Raw genomic sequence first — 17518 nt, forward strand, 5'->3', positions numbered from 1 at the left:
ATCGCTCACAACCTAACCCTACCAAACTTTAATTCTGTTGCAATCTATCGACTGGGAAGCGATCGCGTCCTTCTCCTCTAGTCAAATTGCAGCGCGATCGCGTCTTTCTCTTCTAGTCAGATTTAACAGTGATCGCGTATTACTCCTCTAGTCAAATTTAAAAGCGATCGCTCTTACCCCAAGGTCAACACTCCCGCCGCAAAATCAACCACCAATCGCTTTGTCTGGAGCCAATAGACACCTAAGAGAATGACTGGAAGTTCATCTCCACCCAGCACTTCAGTTGTGAACTCCTCTCCATCCATCAGCACATTTCCCTGATATAGATTAAACCGTGCTTCTCCCCGTGCTGTATCCCTATACTCGTTGTTACTTTCAATAAACCACCCAAGACTTTCAGCATCTTGATTGTCAATTGCTAACCAGCCAGTGAAACCTGTATCCAGAAGAGCCTTAACTGGAATAACATCACCATCAGCTGCAATTAAATCAATTTCAAAGATTAACTCTCCCTTACTGTGAAACTCACCTGAAATCATATTCTGCCACAAGTTCCTGTTTCATTGATTCGCATGATCAGGCGGATGGTATCACCAAATTTATCGCGAGCTTTTTGTTTTGCAATTGTTTTGTCTGAATCGACGACATAATCCCCACTGTTTGGCTCTATGATAATAAACCAGTCGTAATGCTCTTTGATTAGCTCAGGTTGAACGCGGTCAAATATCGCGCGACAACGCTTCACAAAAGCTTCATTTTCAGCTTTTCGTTTGGCTTTTTTTTCTGGAGATAGTTGGCGTTCTGGAAATACCCTGCCAAGACGCGGAGTGTGGTTATTAGATAGTTGGACCATGTGATACTCTTCTTGTTTAATATTAATAGGTTACTTTTTATTATAAATTTATTCAATAGGCAGCGATCGCATATTATTTCTCTACATAAATGGGCAAGCGCTCGCTTATTACGTAGATAGGAAAATTATTAAAAGTACAATCAAATATTCCATACAAAGAGGTGTACAGAAACTGAAAGTTTTTGTACACCTTTTATAGGATAGATTGTAAAACGGAGAGGGTGGGATTCGAACCCACGTTAAGTTGCCCTAAACAGCATTTCCAGTGCTGCGCCTTCAACCACTCGGCCACCTCTCCAGGGGATTTATTATTTTTGAGTTTAGCAGCTTTAAGCTGCGATTTTTAATAATACACTATTTTTATGACAAATTACCATACGATTCGGATACATCATCGCCAAAAGGGTACTTATCACGAGCTGCAAGTGCCGGAAGACCGTTATATTCTGAGCTTCGCGGAGCAGCAGGGCGTGGATTTACCTTTTTCTTGTCGCAATGGAGCTTGTACTACCTGCGCCGTGCGCGTGCTTTCTGGGGAAATCCATCAGCCAGAGGCTATGGGGCTTTCTCCGGAACTGCGCGACAAGGGTTATGCTCTTTTGTGTGTAAGTTATCCTAGATCCGATCTGGAGGTGGAAACGCAGGATGAGGATGAAGTCTACGAACTCCAGTTTGGGCGCTATTTTGCCAAGGGCAAAGTCCGCGTCGGCTTACCTCTGGATGAAGAATAGAATCACGCAAAAGCTAAAAGAAAAAAAACTTTTCTTTTGCCTTTTACCTTTGCTTGCTTGCCTTATGTTAGCGGGTTGTCAAGCGAAAGAAACCCCGACAGGAGTAGCAGTTAAGGTGGAGCGGGTTATCAGCGGGCAAACCCTGGAGGTAGTGGACACCAGCAAGCCATCAGCGTTGATTGAGAGGGTGCGGTTGCTGGGAATTGAGGCACCGGATATGAAACAGCAGCCTTGGGGGACGGCGGCGCGAGAAAAGCTGAAGCAGCTGATTGGTGGGCAAATCGTTTTGTTAGAGTCGGAGGGATCAACCAAAGATCAGTTTGAGCGCACCTTGGCTTATGTATGGAAAGATGGGATGTTGGTGAATGAGCAGCTGGTGGTAGAAGGGTATGTGTATGTACCGCGAAGTATTAACAACAAGTACGAGCAAAGGCTAACCAATGCCCAAGAATTCGCCCGACTTATGGGAAAAGGCATTTGGAACCCGGAAAAACCCATGCGCTTGACCCCAACTGAGTTTCGTCGGCAAAATCGGTAATGGCTAATGGCTAATTGTTCAACAGCCATTGGCCATTAGCTATTACCCATTAGCCATTAGCCAAAAAACCAAACAAATGAGCAACCATACCCCTGACCAATTGCAAATTTTCTTAGATATTGCTACTGAGGCGGCGCTAGCTGGTGGTGCCGTATTGCAAGCCTACTGGGGCAATTTAGAAGCAGTTCAAGAAAAAGGACGACCAGGCGACTTGGTGACAGAAGCGGATAAAGCTGCTGAAAGGGCAATTTTGGCGGTGATTACTCGCCATTTTCCCGAACATCAAATCTTGGCAGAGGAATCTGGTCAACTGGGAGATACAACCAGTGAATATCTCTGGGCAATTGACCCGCTCGATGGTACAACAAATTATGCTCATCAGTATCCTTTTTTCTCTTCTTCCGTGGGATTACTAATTGACGGAATTCCCCAAGTTGGTGTTATTTACGATCCGTTTCATAATGAGTTGTTTCGCGCTGCTAAAGGGTTAGGATCAACTTGCAATCGTCGCCCTATTCGAGTTTCCGAGACCGACCAGTTAAGCAAGAGCCTGCTTGTCAGTGGCTTTGCCTATGACCGACGGGAGACTATTGATAATAATTACGCTGAGTTTTGTCACTTGACTCATCTTACTCAGGGCGTAAGGCGTAGCGGTTCTGCATCCATCGATCTCGCTCATGTTGCTTGTGGACGGGTGGATGGTTACTGGGAGAGGGGTCTACAACCTTGGGATATAGCAGCGGGGATAGTAATTGTGGAGGAATCTGGTGGTAAATTGACCGCCTACGATGGTAGCCCGTTAGTTATTAGTTCTGGTCGAATTTTGGCAACAAATAGTTATATTCATTCCTCACTCAGTCAAGAACTTTCGCAAGTTACTCCCTTAAGTGGATGGGAAAGTGCGGGAAATCAACTAACTCGGTAAGCAAAGTCACACATGGTTTAATAAAGGGAAGTAAACTAGAAGAATTATTTGGCTTTGATGGTGGGATAGCGGGCTATGTCATTTCGCATCGAACGTGGACTTTTTAAGTTAGATTTTATCGACCACCACGCAGTTTTAGGGGTGCCAGTGGATGCGGGGGTCAATGACATCCGCAAACGATATCTCAAAATTGCTCGTAGCTTACATCCAGATAGTTGCAAAGCGGAAAAAGCAGCCGAAAAACAGTATGCAAGCCAACTGTTGTCAAAGTTGGTAAATCCTGCCTATGAACAACTTTCTGCTGAGCGCAGTCGGGCAGAATATGTTGTGATGCTAGGGCGTATGGGTAAGCGCTTGGCTGGAGAATCGGCTAATATCCAACCCCAAAGTGAAATTGCCCAGAAATTAGCTGCTGCTGGTGGGGATTTAGACCACAGCTACAAAACTGCACTGCAAAACTTGGCACAAAAGCAGTATGAATCGCTGGGTCAAGTCAAGGAAGCGATCGCGCAAATCAGCGAACTCAATATGGTCTATCTGAGGCGCAAAGAAAGCAAAGGTGAGGGTGTTAAAGCCGGGACGCAGCCAGCCAAAGCAGCAGTAAACTCGACGCCCACGACGAACACAGCAACGACTTCCACCCCTGGAAATGCTGGTGCTGCATCTGGGAAAGCAACCGGAACTGCAACTGGAACTTCATTAGTAGATCCATTTTGCCGTCGCGCTGAAGACTTGATTAGTAAAAACCAGTTTGCTAAGGCAGAGATAGAATTGCGGGAAGCTCTAAAAATGGAGCCAAATAATAGCCGCTGTCACAGCTTATTAGGGATGGTTTATTTAAAGCAAGATCCGCCGAAGGTGACAATGGCTAAAGTGCATATCACCCAAGCTTTGAAATTAAACCCCCAAGACCCGATGGCGCAAGAGGTCAAGCAAACATTAGAGAAGCTGACGCAAAAAACTGCGGGTAGCAAGGCAACGACACCACCCAAGCCATCAGCGGGTAAACCAGCTCCAGGCAAGCCAGAGGATAAATCAGGCGGCTTTTTTGGTATGTTTGGTAAGAAAAAGTAAATTAGAGACTAGGAATTGGGAATTGGGGATTAGGGATTAGGGATTGGGAAGCCTTGAATATTCTTCGCCTAGTAAAAAGTCTCCAGTCCCCAGTCCCCAGTTCCCAGTCCCCAGTCCCTATTCCCGAATTTAACAATGGTTTATCAACCCCCATCAGGCGCGAGAGATTTACTGCCCCTCGATGTCGCACAAAAACGCTGGATTGAACATCGGTTGCAGCAGGTGTATCATCGGTGGGGCTATCACCGGATTATTACCTCAACTCTGGAACGGCTGGATACGTTGATGGCAGGTGGAGCTATCCAACGCTCGACGGTAATCCAGATACAGGATGCTGAGGAGGGAACTCTGGGACTGCGCCCAGAGTTGACGGCTTCTATTGCTCGTGCATCTGTGACGCGCATGGCTGGTGTCGCCTATCCGCAACGTCTTTACTACAACGCTAACGTGTTTCGGCGATCGCTTGGAGGAAATTACGGGCGCAGAGAGGAGTTTTACCAGGCGGGAGTAGAACTGTTGGGGTCTGGGGGCGTGTTGGCAGATGCAGAAGTGCTGCTGTTGCTGCGCGACTGCATGAATTGTCTGGGTTTGAGTCAGTGGCGCGTGGTATTGGGAGAAGCAGGTTTGACGCGATCGCTTCTTTCCCCATTTCCCGCCGAGCTGCAAGATAAAGTAAGACGCGCGATCGCTCATCTCGACCGCATCACCCTGGAAACTCTGCCTCTGTCGCCAGAATTGCGCCAAAGAGCTTTATTTCTCTTTGAACTGCGCGGACACCCAGCTGAAGTGCTACAACGAGTTTCAACCCTTGATTTAGCTGCATCTGAGCGAAATATCGTTAATAATCTCAAGTCGCTCGTTGAACTGCTTGCTGACTCAAACTTTCCCCTAACTCTGGATCTCAGCTTGATCCAAACCTTTGATTATTACACGGGCATTGTGTTTGAAATCACCAGCGACACAGACGCGCCAGCACGAATTTTGGGACAAGGCGGGCGTTACGACGAATTGCTAGGACTATATCATCCTCAGGGAAAAACTTTTCCCAGTATTGGGTTTGCGCTCAATATTGAAGATTTATACCAAGTTTTGCTTTCCCGCCCCGGAATGCCCCGCCAAACGCCTGCAAATGATTGGTTGGTCGTCCCTGAGACACCAAAAGCATACATGGCAGCTTTCGCCTATGCCCAAACTCTCAGAGATTCTACTCATCTGGTGCGGGTGGAGATGGAATTAGGAGAGCGAACTAAGGAAGATGTGCGAGAATATGCCCGTAGCCGTCGCATAAGTCACATTGCGTGGGTAAAAGCTCAGGGTGCTGCTGAAATTGAAGCGGTAAAGTAGCTTTTAAACGCTCTAGTACGCAAAGGTTAGCTCAGAGGTAGCACTGTCGCGCCGCTTCGCTAACGTAGAAAGTTTTCTCTTTTGCTAACCTTTGCGTTTTAAAAAGCTATTTTGATTAGAGGACTTTGGTAGGCTATAGACAGCAGTCTGTCCATCCTAAGAAAGAGAACACCGTGCCGCATACTATTGTTACTAATATCTGTGAAGGCGTTGCTGATTGTGTCGATGCCTGTCCAGTCGCCTGTATTCACGAAGGCCCCAGTAAGAATACTAAGGGTACTGACTGGTATTGGATTGATTTTGCCACTTGCATTGACTGCGGTATTTGCCTACAGGTATGCCCAGTAGAAGGAGCAATTGTTCCAGAAGAACGCCCTGATTTGCAAAAAACACCGTAATATTGCTAATGGCTAATTGCTAATTATTTTAAAGCCATTAGCCACTAGCCATCCTGACCTTAGCCAATCTTCCAATGATTAATGAACCTTTATTAGAAGTTGAAAATGTCCACGCTGGATATGTCAAAGATTTAGATATCCTGCAAGGTATAAATTTTAAGATTTATCCTGGTGAATTGGTTGCCGTAATTGGCCCTAATGGTGCTGGAAAATCAACTCTGGCAAAAACTATCTTTGGGCTATTAACTCCCCATAAAGGGAAAATTACTTTTAATCACGAGAATATTGCTGGCTTAAGGTCGGATCAAATTGTTCAGCGGGGGATGTGCTATGTGCCTCAAATTGCTAATGTTTTCTCCTCGCTGACGGTGGAAGAAAATCTAGAGATGGGTGCGTTTATTCGTAATGTCCCTTTGCCACCTCTGAAAGATAAAATATTTTCTATGTTTCCCGTACTAGCTAATCGTCGTCGTCAGCGTGCGGGAACTCTCTCTGGAGGAGAAAGGCAGATGTTGGCGATGGGAAAGGCTTTGATGTTAGATCCCAGTTTGTTGCTTTTGGATGAGCCTTCCGCCGCTTTGTCTCCCCTACTCGTAAACAATGTTTTTGAGCAGATTCAACTTATCAATCAAACAGGTAAAGCAATTGTGTTGGTAGAGCAGAATGCCCGAAAAGCTCTGGCGATGGCACACCGGGGTTATGTGTTGGATACTGGACGCGATCGCTTCTCAGGCCCCGGTACAGAATTATTAAATGACCCAAAGGTGGGAGAACTTTATCTAGGTGCGGGTAAAGCTCATTAAATTACGTCTATTCCACTCTGGGCTATACAAACATAGTTCGCTTTGACGGATTTTTGGGCGATATTTTTTTTGTATTAAAGCCTATACAAATTTTGCTTTGCAAGGTATATTTATACAATGGGAATCCGTGCGCTCATATATACTAATTAGATTAGCAAATACACAACTTTGTTATCTAAGTTTAGCCAAATCTATTGCTTGTCACCTTTTTCGCAGACAAAAGTCCTAAAAATCTTTTTTCCTAGTATAGATGCGACCATTGTTGACAGAATTACAACCACATTCTGAATAAGTCGCCACAAAATCAAAAAATTTATCTTGGTTGTCTATCACTACATATTTCTAAAGGCGGAGTTACGCATTTCTAATCTGTATACTTAGGATTAGAAATGCGTAACTCCGCCTTTAGACATTCTGGTTTCTATATTCTACTTATGGAGCTAAGCGGATTCGAACCGCTGACCCCCTCAATGCCATTGAGGTGCTCTACCAACTGAGCTATAACCCCGTGCGGTGCTTTATTATTATGCCTCAAATTTTGGTAACTCGTCAAGTTGTTTCCGAAAGACTTTTAATAAAATGAGCAGGGGTGCTGAGCAATATTGTTGATATACCCCATGTAGCTATTCATCAAAAAATATACGACTAACATAGCAGCAGCCGACAACGCCACCAAAGTTCCAGCCAGCATGAGAGAAAATTCCTGTTGGTCGAAGGCTTCCTGCATCAGGTGCAGCGACCATGCCACTAACGCAACATCAAAAATTAAAATACCTATCAACATTTTTTAAGTTTCGTAACACTTCATTTATTCTAATATATACAAATGAACAGATTGATGCTACAAATCGATCGCTTCCTCTCCCTGAAGACAGAGTTTGCACTGCTATTACATACGCACTGGTACTTGATTCTCTGCTAAATAAGTTTTAATTTCTGATACAGTGAGTTCTCCGTAGTGTAACAGGGAAGCAAGAAGAGCAGCTTCCGCTTGACCTTCGGTTACGGCATCATAAATGTGGCTGCAATTTCCCGCCCCGCCGGAGGCAATAACTGGAATCTGCACTTGCTTGGCAATAGTGCGCGTCAAGTCCAAGTCATATCCAGCCTTGGTTCCATCAGCATCCATACTGGTGACAAGTAGTTCACCTGCGCCGCGTTGCTCGACTTCCTTGGCCCAAGCGATCGCATCTATTCCAGTATTTTCTCGCCCACCGCGCACGTAAACATCCCAACCAGGATTAACTGGGTCTTGCCGCCGCCGTGCATCAATTGCTACAACAATACACTGATTACCAAAGCGATCGCTTGCCCGGTTGATAAATTCTGGCTCTCGTACCGCCGCCGAATTTATGCTGACTTTATCCGCTCCCGCCCTTAACAATTGTTTAATAGTCTCTAAGGATTGAATTCCCCCACCTACCGTTAGGGGGATAAACACTTGCTCAGCGGTGCGGTATACGACATCAAAAATAATGTCCCGTTCTTCGTGAGAAGCCGTAATGTCCAGAAACACCAACTCATCCGCACCCGCATCGTTATAAGCTTGTGCCAGTTCCACCGGATCGCCTGCATCTTGGAGGTTGACAAAATTAACACCTTTGACAACTCGCCCCGCTTTCACATCTAAGCAAGGCAGTATTCTTTTTGCCAGCATGACAATCCCCTACAGAATGTAATCATAATGAGAGCCTATCTAATGTAAACCTTTTGTGTCTTCCTACTTAAGTGGTTTTTTTACAACAAATTTTTAATCATGGCGATAATTTCTTCTAAACAACAGTCTCAAGAACCCGAAAAGCAACCTAAACGCTCTCGCGAGTCATCTGGTAGCTATAAATCTCCGAAAGAACCGCCAGAAGAGATTTTGCAGCCAGAAGCGATGCTAGACGAAACCGAGAAGCAGGAAGAAGGACTACGACCAGGGCGACTAGCAGATTATATCGGACAAAAAGACCTCAAGGCAGTTCTAGAGATTGCCATCGAAGCGGCGAAAGGTAGAGGTGAGACGATGGATCACTTACTGCTGTATGGCCCGCCAGGTTTGGGGAAAACAACGATGTCGCTGATTTTGGCGACCGAGATGGGCAGTAGTTGTAAAATTACCTCAGCACCAGCTTTGGAGCGTCCCCGCGATATTGTGGGGATACTAATGAGTCTGAAGCCGGGAGATATTATATTTATTGACGAAATCCATCGATTGAGCCGGATGACAGAGGAATTGCTTTATCCGGCGATGGAGGACTTCCGGTTAGATATTACGATTGGTAAGGGTCAAACTGCTAAAACTCGCAGTTTACCGCTACCGCCATTTACTCTGGTGGGAGCAACAACGCGGGTGGGATCGCTATCTTCGCCGTTGCGCGATCGCTTTGGGTTAATCCAACGGTTACGCTTTTATGAGTTGGATGAACTGATCTTAATTGTGCAGCGGACTGCCGAACTTCTGCAAGCTCCCGTTACGCCTGATGGTGCTGAAGAAATTGCTCGTCGCAGCCGTGGAACTCCCCGAATTGCCAATCGCCTTCTTAAACGGGTGCGAGATTTTGCTCAGGTAAAGAAGCTTGGAGAAATTACGCAACCTGTTGCGGTGGAAGCTTTGGAAGTCTTCGGTGTAGATCCGATGGGTTTGGATTGGGCGGATCGTTTGATGCTGGGGGTAATGATAGAACAGTTTAATGGGGGGCCAGTCGGTTTGGAAGCGATCGCTGCCGCAACTGGCGAAGATTCCCAAACAATTGAAGATGTTTATGAGCCATATTTGTTGCAAATTGGTTATTTGCACCGAACGCCTCGCGGTCGCGTTGCTACGCCAAATGCTCGCAAGCATTTAGGGTATGAGTAGTCCTTAGCAATGGACAATGGTATTTAAGAGATTGGGGAGGCTCTGCCTCGCTTCAAGGAGATTTAAAAGGGAAAATAATTTATGATGCGTCTGATTCTAGCTTTATTGAGTGTTCTGCTGATTTTTGTCTCCTCTGCGTGGGTGATCCCGACAGCGATCGCGCAAGAACAATCTTCCACTTATACTGAGGCTCAGTTGCAGGAAGGAGATGAGCTGGCGGCTAAAGCTTTTACCGCTACGAATGCAGGCGACTTTGCTACGGCTGAAGGGTATTGGACACAACTAATTGAGCGATTTCCCGACAATCCGGCTATCTGGAGTAATCGGGGAAATTCTAAGATCAGTCAGAATAAATTGCAAGATGCGATCGCAGACTTTAATAAATCTATTGAAATCGCTCCGAATGCACCAGACCCGTTTCTAAATCGCGGTACTGCTTTGGAAGGGTTAGGACAGTGGGAAGATGCGATCGCTGATTACAATCGAGTCTTGGAAATTGATCCCAACGATGCAATGGCATACAATAATCGCGGAAATGCTAAAGCAGGACAGGAACACTGGGAAGAAGCGATCGCAGATTATCAAAAAGCCGCCGATTTAGCGCCAAATTTTGCTTTTGCCAGAGCTAATTATGCGATCGCTCTTTATCAAACAGGTCAGAAAGACGAAGCGATTCGCACTATGAAGAATATAGTCCGCAAGTATCCGCAATTTCCGGATATGCGTGCTGCTCTCACAGCTGCTCTCTGGGAACAGGGAAAGCGAGGTGAAGCGGAGAGTAACTGGGTGGCGACTGTCGGACTTGATTCTCGCTACAAAGATTTGAACTGGGTGAAGAATGTTCGCCGCTGGTCTCCGGCGATGGTAGCAGCTTTGGAGAAGTTCCTGAAGCTCCAATAAAGAAACCCGGTTTCTTTTACGAAACCGAGTTTCCTACTTTCGGTATAGAGCTTCGGTATAGCCAAGCATCGCTTTTAATGGTATTTTAGCGCGCTCGGTATTTATCTTAGCAGGTCTGAGGAGCAATTGGTTGTCAACAACCTGGTTCGAGAGATATTTTGCTCAATTGGTTCCAGGTTCTGGCACCCACAATTCCATCTGCAACTAAGCGATGGTCTTGTTGGAAGGCTTTTACAGCTGCGTCTGTGCGAGAGCCAAATATGCCGTCTATCAAAAACTGGTCATAGTAGCCATTGCAAGTTAGAACCCGCTGTAGCATTCTAATAGCCAGTCCAGATTGGCCTAGACGCAGAGTGGGTAGATCGATAGTGGTAGTTGCTTGATTGTTGATGGGTTGAGACTGTTGTGTGGATGGCATGGATTGTTGCTCGTTGAAACTTTTCTACACTACCAATCTACTCAGAGCGATCGCGTTTCCCCACCGCCCATCCTGGTGAAAATGCGATCGCCCTTTTGGGTGATTCCTATCTGTAGAAACCTCGGAAACGTCTCTACAAAACCTAACCGATCCCCTCGATGACAGGATGGAAGTAGAAGGCAAATCCCAAAACAACATAAGCCGCTAATAGCAGCGTACCCTCTAGCCAATTCGAGCGACCATCGGAACTAATCGAATTGGCAATCAATACAGACACAGCCACAGCTACCAACTCAAAGGGATTAAAATCCAAATCCATCGGTTTATCCAGTATCCAACCTGCCAAAACCAAGACCGGAGCCACAAACAAGGCAATTTGCAAACTTGATCCCAGCGCCACAGATACGGAAAGATCCATTTTGTTTTTCATCGCCACAGTGACTGCTGTCGCGTGTTCAGCAGCATTGCCAATAATAGGAACCAAGATCACCCCTGTAAACAGCGCCGTTAATCCTAGTTGAGAAGTAGCTTCTTCCAGAGTGGTTACAAGTAATTCTGACTCTACAGCCACTAGCAGCGTCGCGCCTAATAGCACTCCAACCCACAACGGCAGGTTAACTTTGTGTTCCGGGGATTCTTCGGCTAGATTTGCCTCGGCTAACTCAACTAAATCCTGCTCAGCCAAAGCCACATCGTAGAGATAGGCGTGGGTTTTCATGGAAAATAGCAGCGTCAACCCGTACACGGCAATTAACACTACAGCGACGGCGATCGAAAGTCGCTGGATGGTCGCTTCATCGATCCCAGTAGAGGTATAGTCCACCGCTGTTGGCAGCAGCAGCGCAATTACTGCCAAATTCATCGAGGAAGCATTCACCCGCGCCACAATCGGCTGAAATTCCTGCTCTTTGTAGCGTAAGCCCCCTAAGAGCATGGAAAAGCCCATAACTAGCAACAAGTTCCCGATGATGGAGCCTGTGATACTGGCTTTGACAACATCCACCAGCCCCGCATTCAGAGCAACTAGGGCGATAATCAGTTCGGTAGCATTGCCAAAAGTGGCGTTTAACAAACCTCCTAATGAGGGGCCAAGCACTACAGCAATTTCTTCTGTGGCTGTCCCCATCCAAGCGGCGAGGGGAATGATGCCTAAGCAGGCTGTGATGAAGATTAGCGCCGATCCCCACTCCAGAAAGTGACCTGCAATGGAGACGGGAATAAACAGCAATAGGATGGATAAGATTGTGTTGAGAGACAGCATCTAAGGATTTTGGATTTTGGATTTTGGAGTGATTTTAGGGAAGATTCATTCTTTCCCCAACATTGCGTGATTTTGGAGCGATTTTAGGGAAGCCGGAGAAACTTCGCCGCCGATGATTGGCAAGGTGCCATATTATAGGCTTTGCTTAGTTCGGTAAAATCGACTTTTTATCAAAGTCTCGTGTCTAGGATACTCGGTTGTTAAGCGTTCTGGGTTTTTGGCGGCTGGGTCTGTAACGGAATATAACTTTAGATGCAGGATTCCTTAAGAAAAATCAATTTAATATTCAATTACATGAATTTACTGCTCAAGGAATAGCGTTGTTGCGGTTGAATCATGTAAGTTGCAAGTTACACCCAAAGCTTTTCCAAGTTTTCATTCGCTGATCCTCCCATGAGGGGAACGCAAGTTGCTCATCGGTACGAGCGATCGCTCTTTTCCGGTCGCTAATAACAGCTAAAGGGAGCTAAACGGAAAAAGCCAGCCCCTAATAGCTAAGGTTGTCTATCTTAGTGAGCCAATAATTGCTCAATAATCTTAAGTCTTTTACAAATTGGATGCGATCCCATGACTTCTGCTGCTGATATTCCAGCTTCAATGTATGCTGCCCAGGAGACAGTCGCCTCAGAAGCTACTGATCCCCTGAAAACTGCTACTGGCGTTTATGTAACTGTCCACGGTCATTTTTACCAACCGCCCCGCGAAAATCCTTATCTAGATGCTATTGAACGACAGCCGAGTGCGGCTCCTTTCCACGACTGGAACGAACGGATTCACCACGAATGCTATCGCCCGAATGCCTTTGCCAGAGTCTTGAATGACCGCGGCGAACTCGTGGAGATCGTGAATAACTATGAGTATTTAAGCTTTAATATTGGCCCAACACTGATGTCGTGGCTGGAACGCTACGATGTGGAAGTTTATCAGCGGATTGTGGAAGCGGATCGCAAAAGTTGCGATCGCCTCAACGGTCACGGGAATGCGATCGCGCAAGTCTACAATCACATCATCATGCCCCTCGCCAACGAGCGAGACAAACAGACTCAAATCCGCTGGGGTAAAGAAGATTTCCGCTCTCGCTTCGGGCGCGATCCCGAAGGAATGTGGTTAGCGGAAACTGCTGTAGACTATGCAACCCTAGAAGCATTAGTCGCCGAGGGCATTAAGTTTATTGTTTTAGCACCTTCGCAAGCTGAACGTTGTCGCTTGATCCCCACCGACGAGCAACCAGTAACTCAATGGCTGGAAGTCGGCGGCTCTCAAATCGATCCCACCCGTCCTTACCGCTGTTACCTAAACGGGAATAGGGGACTGGCAATAGGCGACTGGGAACTGGGGGATCGTCTTCCCTCCCCAACCACTGATCCCCAATCTCTCCCCTACATCGATATCTTTTTCTACGATGGCCCGATATCGCGGGATATGGGATTTAACGATGTACTGGGTTGGGCGGGTACGTTTGCTGGGCGCATCGGTTCAGCGGTGCGCGGCGACCATCGCCAGTCGCAATTAATTTCTGTAGCTACAGATGGCGAAACCTTTGGACACCACAAAGGCGGTACGGAGAAAACCTTAGCTTTTGCCTTTACCCACGAACTTCCCCGGCGCGGCTGGACTGTCACCAACTATGCCCATTACCTAAGCTTGAATACTCCTAAATGGGAGGTGGAACTTAAGCCTGTGACGGCTTGGAGCTGTGCTCACGGGGTAAATCGCTGGCAGGATGACTGCGGTTGCGGCGGCGAAGGGGGTGTTTGGCACCAAAAATGGCGTCGTCCCCTGCGGACTGCTCTCGATTGGTTGCGGGATCAGCTGGCTAAAGTTTATGAGGAGCATGGAAAGCAGGTTTTCCGCGATCCCTGGCAAGCGCGGGATGAATATATCCAGGTAATACGCGATCGCTCACCTGCCAATGTCGAAAAATTCCTCACCCGCCACCGTTCGCGCAAACTTACCGCCGCTGAACAGGTAGATGCCCTGCGCCTGTTGGAAATGCAGCGCCACAGCCTGTTAATGTACACCAGTTGCGGTTGGTTTTTTGAAGAACTTTCTCGACCCGAAGGAACGCAGATTCTCCGCTACGCTTCGCGTGCGTTGGAACTAGCGGGAGATGTCTCAGGTATCCAGCTTGAAAAACCATTTATCAAGCGCCTCTCCCAAGCTGCTAGTAATGTTGAATTGTTCAAGCACGGTGCTGAAGTCTACCGCCAGCTAGTCGTAACTGCCCAGATTACTATGGAGCAAGTGGCGGCACACTATGCCATCAGTTCTCTGTTTACGACTTATCCCGCACAACAGCGGATTTACTGCTACGATGCCCATCAGTTAGATTACCAATTGCAACGCATGGGATCGCTGACTCTGGCTGTGGGGCAGCTGCGGCTGGTTTCAGAGATTACCTGGGAAAGCACTCATTTAGTCTTTGCAGTTCTCCATCTGGGGGGTTGGGATTTCCACTGCTGCATTCAACCATTTGCAGGTCGTCGTACTTACAGCCATCTCAAAGAGAAGCTGTTTGCATCGCTGCAAGAAGCTAGTGCAGCTCACGCTATCCTGGCGATGAGTCAACTGTTTAACGGTCACTCGTTCAACTTACAGAAGTTGTTTCCAGAGGAGCGTCACCGGATTATGCGGCTGTTAAGTCACAACACTCTGACTCGGCTGGATCAGTTATATACACAGGTTTACCGGGATAATTATGGTGTTCTGATGGCGTTCCATCGCGACGACTTGCCTGTACCACAAGAGTTGCAGGTAGCGGCAGAAGTGGCGATTTCTAACCGCGCCGCGATCGCACTCCAGGCCTTGGAGCAAGAAAACGGCGATCCCCAACAAAGTTTGAGTTACCTGGCAGAACTAGAAGCGATCGCTACCGAAGCCAATCATCTGCGCTGCCGTCTGAATATACCAGATGCAAAGCCAACTCTAGAGCAGTTGATATTGCGATCGCTCTGGCACCTCTTGCACGGCTCTAACCCAGCCACTCTGTCGGCAGATGTCCAACGTTTAGAGCGCACGATTGAAGTTGCCAATCAACTCAACTTGGGCTTATCTATGTTCCGGGCGCAGGAGCTATACTTCCACTGTCTGCACAATCAAATTGTGCCTCAGTTGTCATCAGAAACTAACTCAAATTCGTCGCACCTACATCAGTTGCTACGCTTGGGTCAAAAGTTAGCTGTTGATGTTAGCGCCTGGTTGTAAAAAGGTTTTCATGTAAAAGGTAGAGACGTTAAATTTAACGTCTCTACCTTTTAATTAGTGATTTTGTGGATAATTAAAAGCCCCTCTCCTTTTAGGAGAGGGGTTGGTCAGAGGTGTTCACCACCCCAGAACTAACTAAACACGATTAGATGCGATCGCGTCTGACGTTTGTATCATCTACCGGAAGACTTCCGGAATCTACATCTAACTCTTCACGACGCAGCTGTTCTTGAGCGGTAACAGTGTCGTGTTCGACTTCTTTGTGGATTCTGACTTCCTCACGCACAAAGGCTTCCTTGTGAATGTCAGGAGTCTCCTCGTAAATTTCCATGTGTGCGACTTCGCCTTGACGGAAAGTAGCCTCGCCAGGAGCAACTGCCCTTCCAGCGTCTGCTGGAGTTACGCGCTCAACAACTACTCGCTCTTTCTCAATGGGTACGGAAACTCTTGCAGTTTCGGTTTCAACGTGCTTACCAACCGCCACTTCTGCGGTCTTAACGCGCTTTTTATTTGCAACCAGCCGCTCTTCGTACAGTTTGAGAGTTTGATGATCCTGCTCATTCATATTGTACAAATGTGCATCTTGCTGATAGTTGTAGCTATCGCGATCGTAAGCAGCAGTGGTAGGCGTAGCAGGGATATTCCCTGTCATCGGAGCCGCATAGGGCATAGGAGCTATCGGTGGTGCGCCCATTGCAGCCGAAGCATCCAAAGGAGTTGTTGTGTTTATCGGTGCCGTTGTTTCCACATTTGGCTCTACAGATGATCCGCGATAAACTCCTCTCACCTGCTCTTCATAATCGTAATCAACCTTCAGGTCATCGCCGAACTCAGGTAAAGCCTCTGCTTGCTCTTTCGTCAGTCCTACAGCATAGACACGGCGATCATCATAGTCGATGCGAGAACGGCCAACTGGTAGCAATACTTTCTTGCCAAAAACCCAGAAGCCTGTATCTACAACCAGATATCGAAAATTCCCTTCTTCATCCACCATGATGTTTTTGACACTGCCAATCTTGTCATCATCTATGGATGAATAAACATCAAATCCTTTGATGTCATCGCCGCCAAAAGTGTCCTGATAGTTTGTATCAAAGTCTTCGAGCTTGTAAAGAACCATATTTTATTTTTCTCCTTCTTTTATTCACTTACTATCTAGCTTAAAAGTATTTGCGATCGCTCCATCTGGCTAGGGACTGACTTAATTAATTTTTATATATTGTACTTACAGCGGATGTCGAAAGTTTAAGCCCTTCTCTTCCCTGCCAAGCTGTTATTTAGTATTAACGTTATATTAAATTCCAATACATTCAATACATAACCATCTTAACTAATAACAAATTTTACTCTATCATCTCCCTTAAGATAGTTTTTTAGCCAACCACCCGATAGAGATAAGAAAATTGAAATTAGCCCGGCTCTTAAAAAACTAAAAAAATGAGCAATTTCTAATTATCTCCAATCTTCTAATCTGCCTATAGATATATATTTCTCCATCGCCAGGGGGGGAATTAAAATCATCCGACAGGTAGACATAATTATATAAAAAAAATATTTGGAGGTATCTGTAAATGTCTAACTTCTCTCGTTGGTCATCAGCAAGTATAGCTTTGCTCACTTTAGGAGTAGCCGTGGGTACAATTCTCCCCTTGGTAACTTCGGATTCACAAAAGGTAATTGCGGCTCCAGAATCAGCAACTAGCTTTCCTGATATTCAAGATCACTGGGCGAGTCCCTTTATTAAAGCGCTAGCTGAAAAAAACGGTGGTGGTAAATATGTAGTGAAAGGGTAAATATATAAACTAAAAATACTTTCGTTTTTACACTTTGCAGTGGTTATTTATTTGCCTCGGCAAGCGGTGATTTTGACAACTAGCATAATCCTTAATTGAAATCGATTTTTAAAGCTCATCTCATATTAAATGCTATAATTTTTTAAAAATATCAAAATTTTCAGTAATTATGCTTACTTCTAGACCTGACTGCCCTCGTTGTGGTTCTAACCATATTGTTAAAAATGGTAGAATTCACAATAAAAAACCTAAATATAAATGTCAAAATTGTGGTAGGCAATTTATTGAAAGCCCTAACAACAAGATCATTGATAAACCTACGTTAGATTACATTGACAAAATGTTACTGGAAAAAATTCCTTTAGCAGGAATTGCGAGGGTGACTAGCGTTTCTAAAAAATGGCTTCAAGATTACGTTAATACTAAATATG

The 17518-nt window shown here is 46.0% G+C and carries 19 protein-coding genes and 2 tRNA genes; 12 read left to right on the top strand and 9 right to left on the bottom strand.

The features are described from left to right. Positions 1–173 precede the first annotated feature (173 nt). From NDI42_RS19360 to NDI42_RS19370, 3 genes are all read right to left on the bottom strand, one after another. Positions 174–539, bottom strand: coding sequence for an aspartyl protease (locus NDI42_RS19360; protein WP_190452656.1), 366 nt, complete (start codon positions 537–539; stop codon positions 174–176). Beyond that, positions 536–853 (bottom strand): hypothetical protein, encoded by a 318-nt coding sequence (locus NDI42_RS19365; RefSeq protein WP_190452658.1) that lies wholly within the window; start codon positions 851–853, stop codon positions 536–538. The genes NDI42_RS19360 and NDI42_RS19365 overlap by 4 nt, the downstream gene beginning before the upstream one ends. Before the next feature lie 213 nt (positions 854–1066). Continuing rightward, a tRNA-Ser gene (locus NDI42_RS19370) sits at positions 1067–1151 on the bottom strand. 64 nt (positions 1152–1215) lie between these two features. On the opposite strand from NDI42_RS19370, the gene NDI42_RS19375 reads away from it, so the two are divergent. The 7 genes from NDI42_RS19375 to NDI42_RS19405 all read left to right on the top strand — a co-directional run bounded on the left by NDI42_RS19375 (position 1216) and on the right by NDI42_RS19405 (position 6666). Then, positions 1216–1584, top strand: coding sequence for a 2Fe-2S iron-sulfur cluster-binding protein (locus tag NDI42_RS19375; protein WP_190452660.1), 369 nt, complete (start codon positions 1216–1218; stop codon positions 1582–1584). Positions 1585–1648: 64 nt separating this feature from the next. Further along, positions 1649–2122 (top strand): thermonuclease family protein, encoded by a 474-nt coding sequence (locus tag NDI42_RS19380; RefSeq protein WP_242017545.1) that lies wholly within the window; start codon positions 1649–1651, stop codon positions 2120–2122. 76 nt (positions 2123–2198) lie between these two features. Continuing rightward, on the top strand, positions 2199–3047 hold the full coding sequence (locus NDI42_RS19385; RefSeq protein WP_190452663.1) for an inositol monophosphatase family protein: 849 nt from the start codon (positions 2199–2201) through the stop codon (positions 3045–3047). A gap of 75 nt (positions 3048–3122) precedes the next feature. Beyond that, positions 3123–4121 carry a J domain-containing protein gene (locus NDI42_RS19390; protein WP_190452671.1) on the top strand — a complete coding sequence of 333 codons (999 nt, stop codon included), beginning with the start codon at positions 3123–3125 and terminating at the stop codon, positions 4119–4121. A gap of 135 nt (positions 4122–4256) precedes the next feature. Further along, on the top strand, positions 4257–5465 hold the full coding sequence (locus NDI42_RS19395) for an ATP phosphoribosyltransferase regulatory subunit (RefSeq protein ID WP_190452673.1): 1209 nt from the start codon (positions 4257–4259) through the stop codon (positions 5463–5465). Positions 5466–5638: 173 nt separating this feature from the next. Continuing rightward, positions 5639–5863 (top strand): ferredoxin family protein, encoded by a 225-nt coding sequence (locus tag NDI42_RS19400; protein WP_190425747.1) that lies wholly within the window; start codon positions 5639–5641, stop codon positions 5861–5863. Positions 5864–5937: 74 nt separating this feature from the next. Then, positions 5938–6666 carry an ABC transporter ATP-binding protein gene (locus tag NDI42_RS19405; protein WP_190452675.1) on the top strand — a complete coding sequence of 243 codons (729 nt, stop codon included), beginning with the start codon at positions 5938–5940 and terminating at the stop codon, positions 6664–6666. Positions 6667–7101: 435 nt separating this feature from the next. Here the strand turns inward: NDI42_RS19405 and NDI42_RS19410 are convergent. The 3 genes from NDI42_RS19410 to hisF all read right to left on the bottom strand — a co-directional run bounded on the left by NDI42_RS19410 (position 7102) and on the right by hisF (position 8323). After that, positions 7102–7174 (bottom strand) — tRNA-Ala (locus tag NDI42_RS19410). Between the two features lie 63 nt (positions 7175–7237). Further along, positions 7238–7450, bottom strand: a complete 213-nt coding sequence (locus tag NDI42_RS19415) for a hypothetical protein (protein ID WP_190425742.1) — start codon at positions 7448–7450, stop codon at positions 7238–7240. Positions 7451–7555: 105 nt separating this feature from the next. After that, on the bottom strand, positions 7556–8323 hold the full coding sequence (gene hisF / locus NDI42_RS19420) for an imidazole glycerol phosphate synthase subunit HisF (protein ID WP_190452676.1): 768 nt from the start codon (positions 8321–8323) through the stop codon (positions 7556–7558). A gap of 99 nt (positions 8324–8422) precedes the next feature. On the opposite strand from hisF, the gene ruvB reads away from it, so the two are divergent. Both ruvB and NDI42_RS19430 read left to right on the top strand, forming a co-directional pair. Then, entirely contained in the window at positions 8423–9511 is a 1089-nt protein-coding gene (gene ruvB / locus NDI42_RS19425; RefSeq protein WP_190452678.1) for a Holliday junction branch migration DNA helicase RuvB, read from the top strand. Positions 9512–9592: 81 nt separating this feature from the next. Continuing rightward, a complete protein-coding gene (locus NDI42_RS19430) occupies positions 9593–10411 on the top strand; it encodes a tetratricopeptide repeat protein (protein ID WP_190452680.1) in 819 nt (272 codons plus the stop codon). Between the two features lie 133 nt (positions 10412–10544). Here NDI42_RS19430 and NDI42_RS19435 read toward each other — a convergent pair whose 3' ends face one another. Both NDI42_RS19435 and cax read right to left on the bottom strand, forming a co-directional pair. Further along, entirely contained in the window at positions 10545–10829 is a 285-nt protein-coding gene (locus tag NDI42_RS19435; protein ID WP_190452683.1) for a peptidoglycan-binding domain-containing protein, read from the bottom strand. Between the two features lie 142 nt (positions 10830–10971). After that, positions 10972–12090 (bottom strand): calcium/proton exchanger, encoded by a 1119-nt coding sequence (gene cax, locus NDI42_RS19440; RefSeq protein WP_190452685.1) that lies wholly within the window; start codon positions 12088–12090, stop codon positions 10972–10974. Between the two features lie 567 nt (positions 12091–12657). Here cax and NDI42_RS19445 point away from each other — a divergent pair. Continuing rightward, positions 12658–15294 (top strand): DUF3536 domain-containing protein, encoded by a 2637-nt coding sequence (locus NDI42_RS19445; RefSeq protein WP_190452687.1) that lies wholly within the window; start codon positions 12658–12660, stop codon positions 15292–15294. A gap of 145 nt (positions 15295–15439) precedes the next feature. On the opposite strand, the gene NDI42_RS19450 is transcribed toward NDI42_RS19445, so the two are convergent. Then, a complete protein-coding gene (locus NDI42_RS19450; RefSeq protein ID WP_190452689.1) occupies positions 15440–16414 on the bottom strand; it encodes a DUF2382 domain-containing protein in 975 nt (324 codons plus the stop codon). Between the two features lie 451 nt (positions 16415–16865). Between NDI42_RS19450 and NDI42_RS19455 the strand changes: the two genes are divergently transcribed. Next, positions 16866–17087, top strand: a complete 222-nt coding sequence (locus NDI42_RS19455; RefSeq protein ID WP_190452691.1) for a hypothetical protein — start codon at positions 16866–16868, stop codon at positions 17085–17087. A gap of 169 nt (positions 17088–17256) precedes the next feature. Continuing rightward, a partial coding sequence (locus tag NDI42_RS19460; protein ID WP_206755906.1) for an IS1 family transposase occupies positions 17257–17518 on the top strand: 262 nt, incomplete at its 3' end.

Origin of the sequence: Funiculus sociatus GB2-C1, from assembly GCF_039962115.1 — a bacterium.
GTDB classification, from domain to species: Bacteria; Cyanobacteriota; Cyanobacteriia; order Cyanobacteriales; family FACHB-T130; genus Funiculus; species Funiculus sociatus.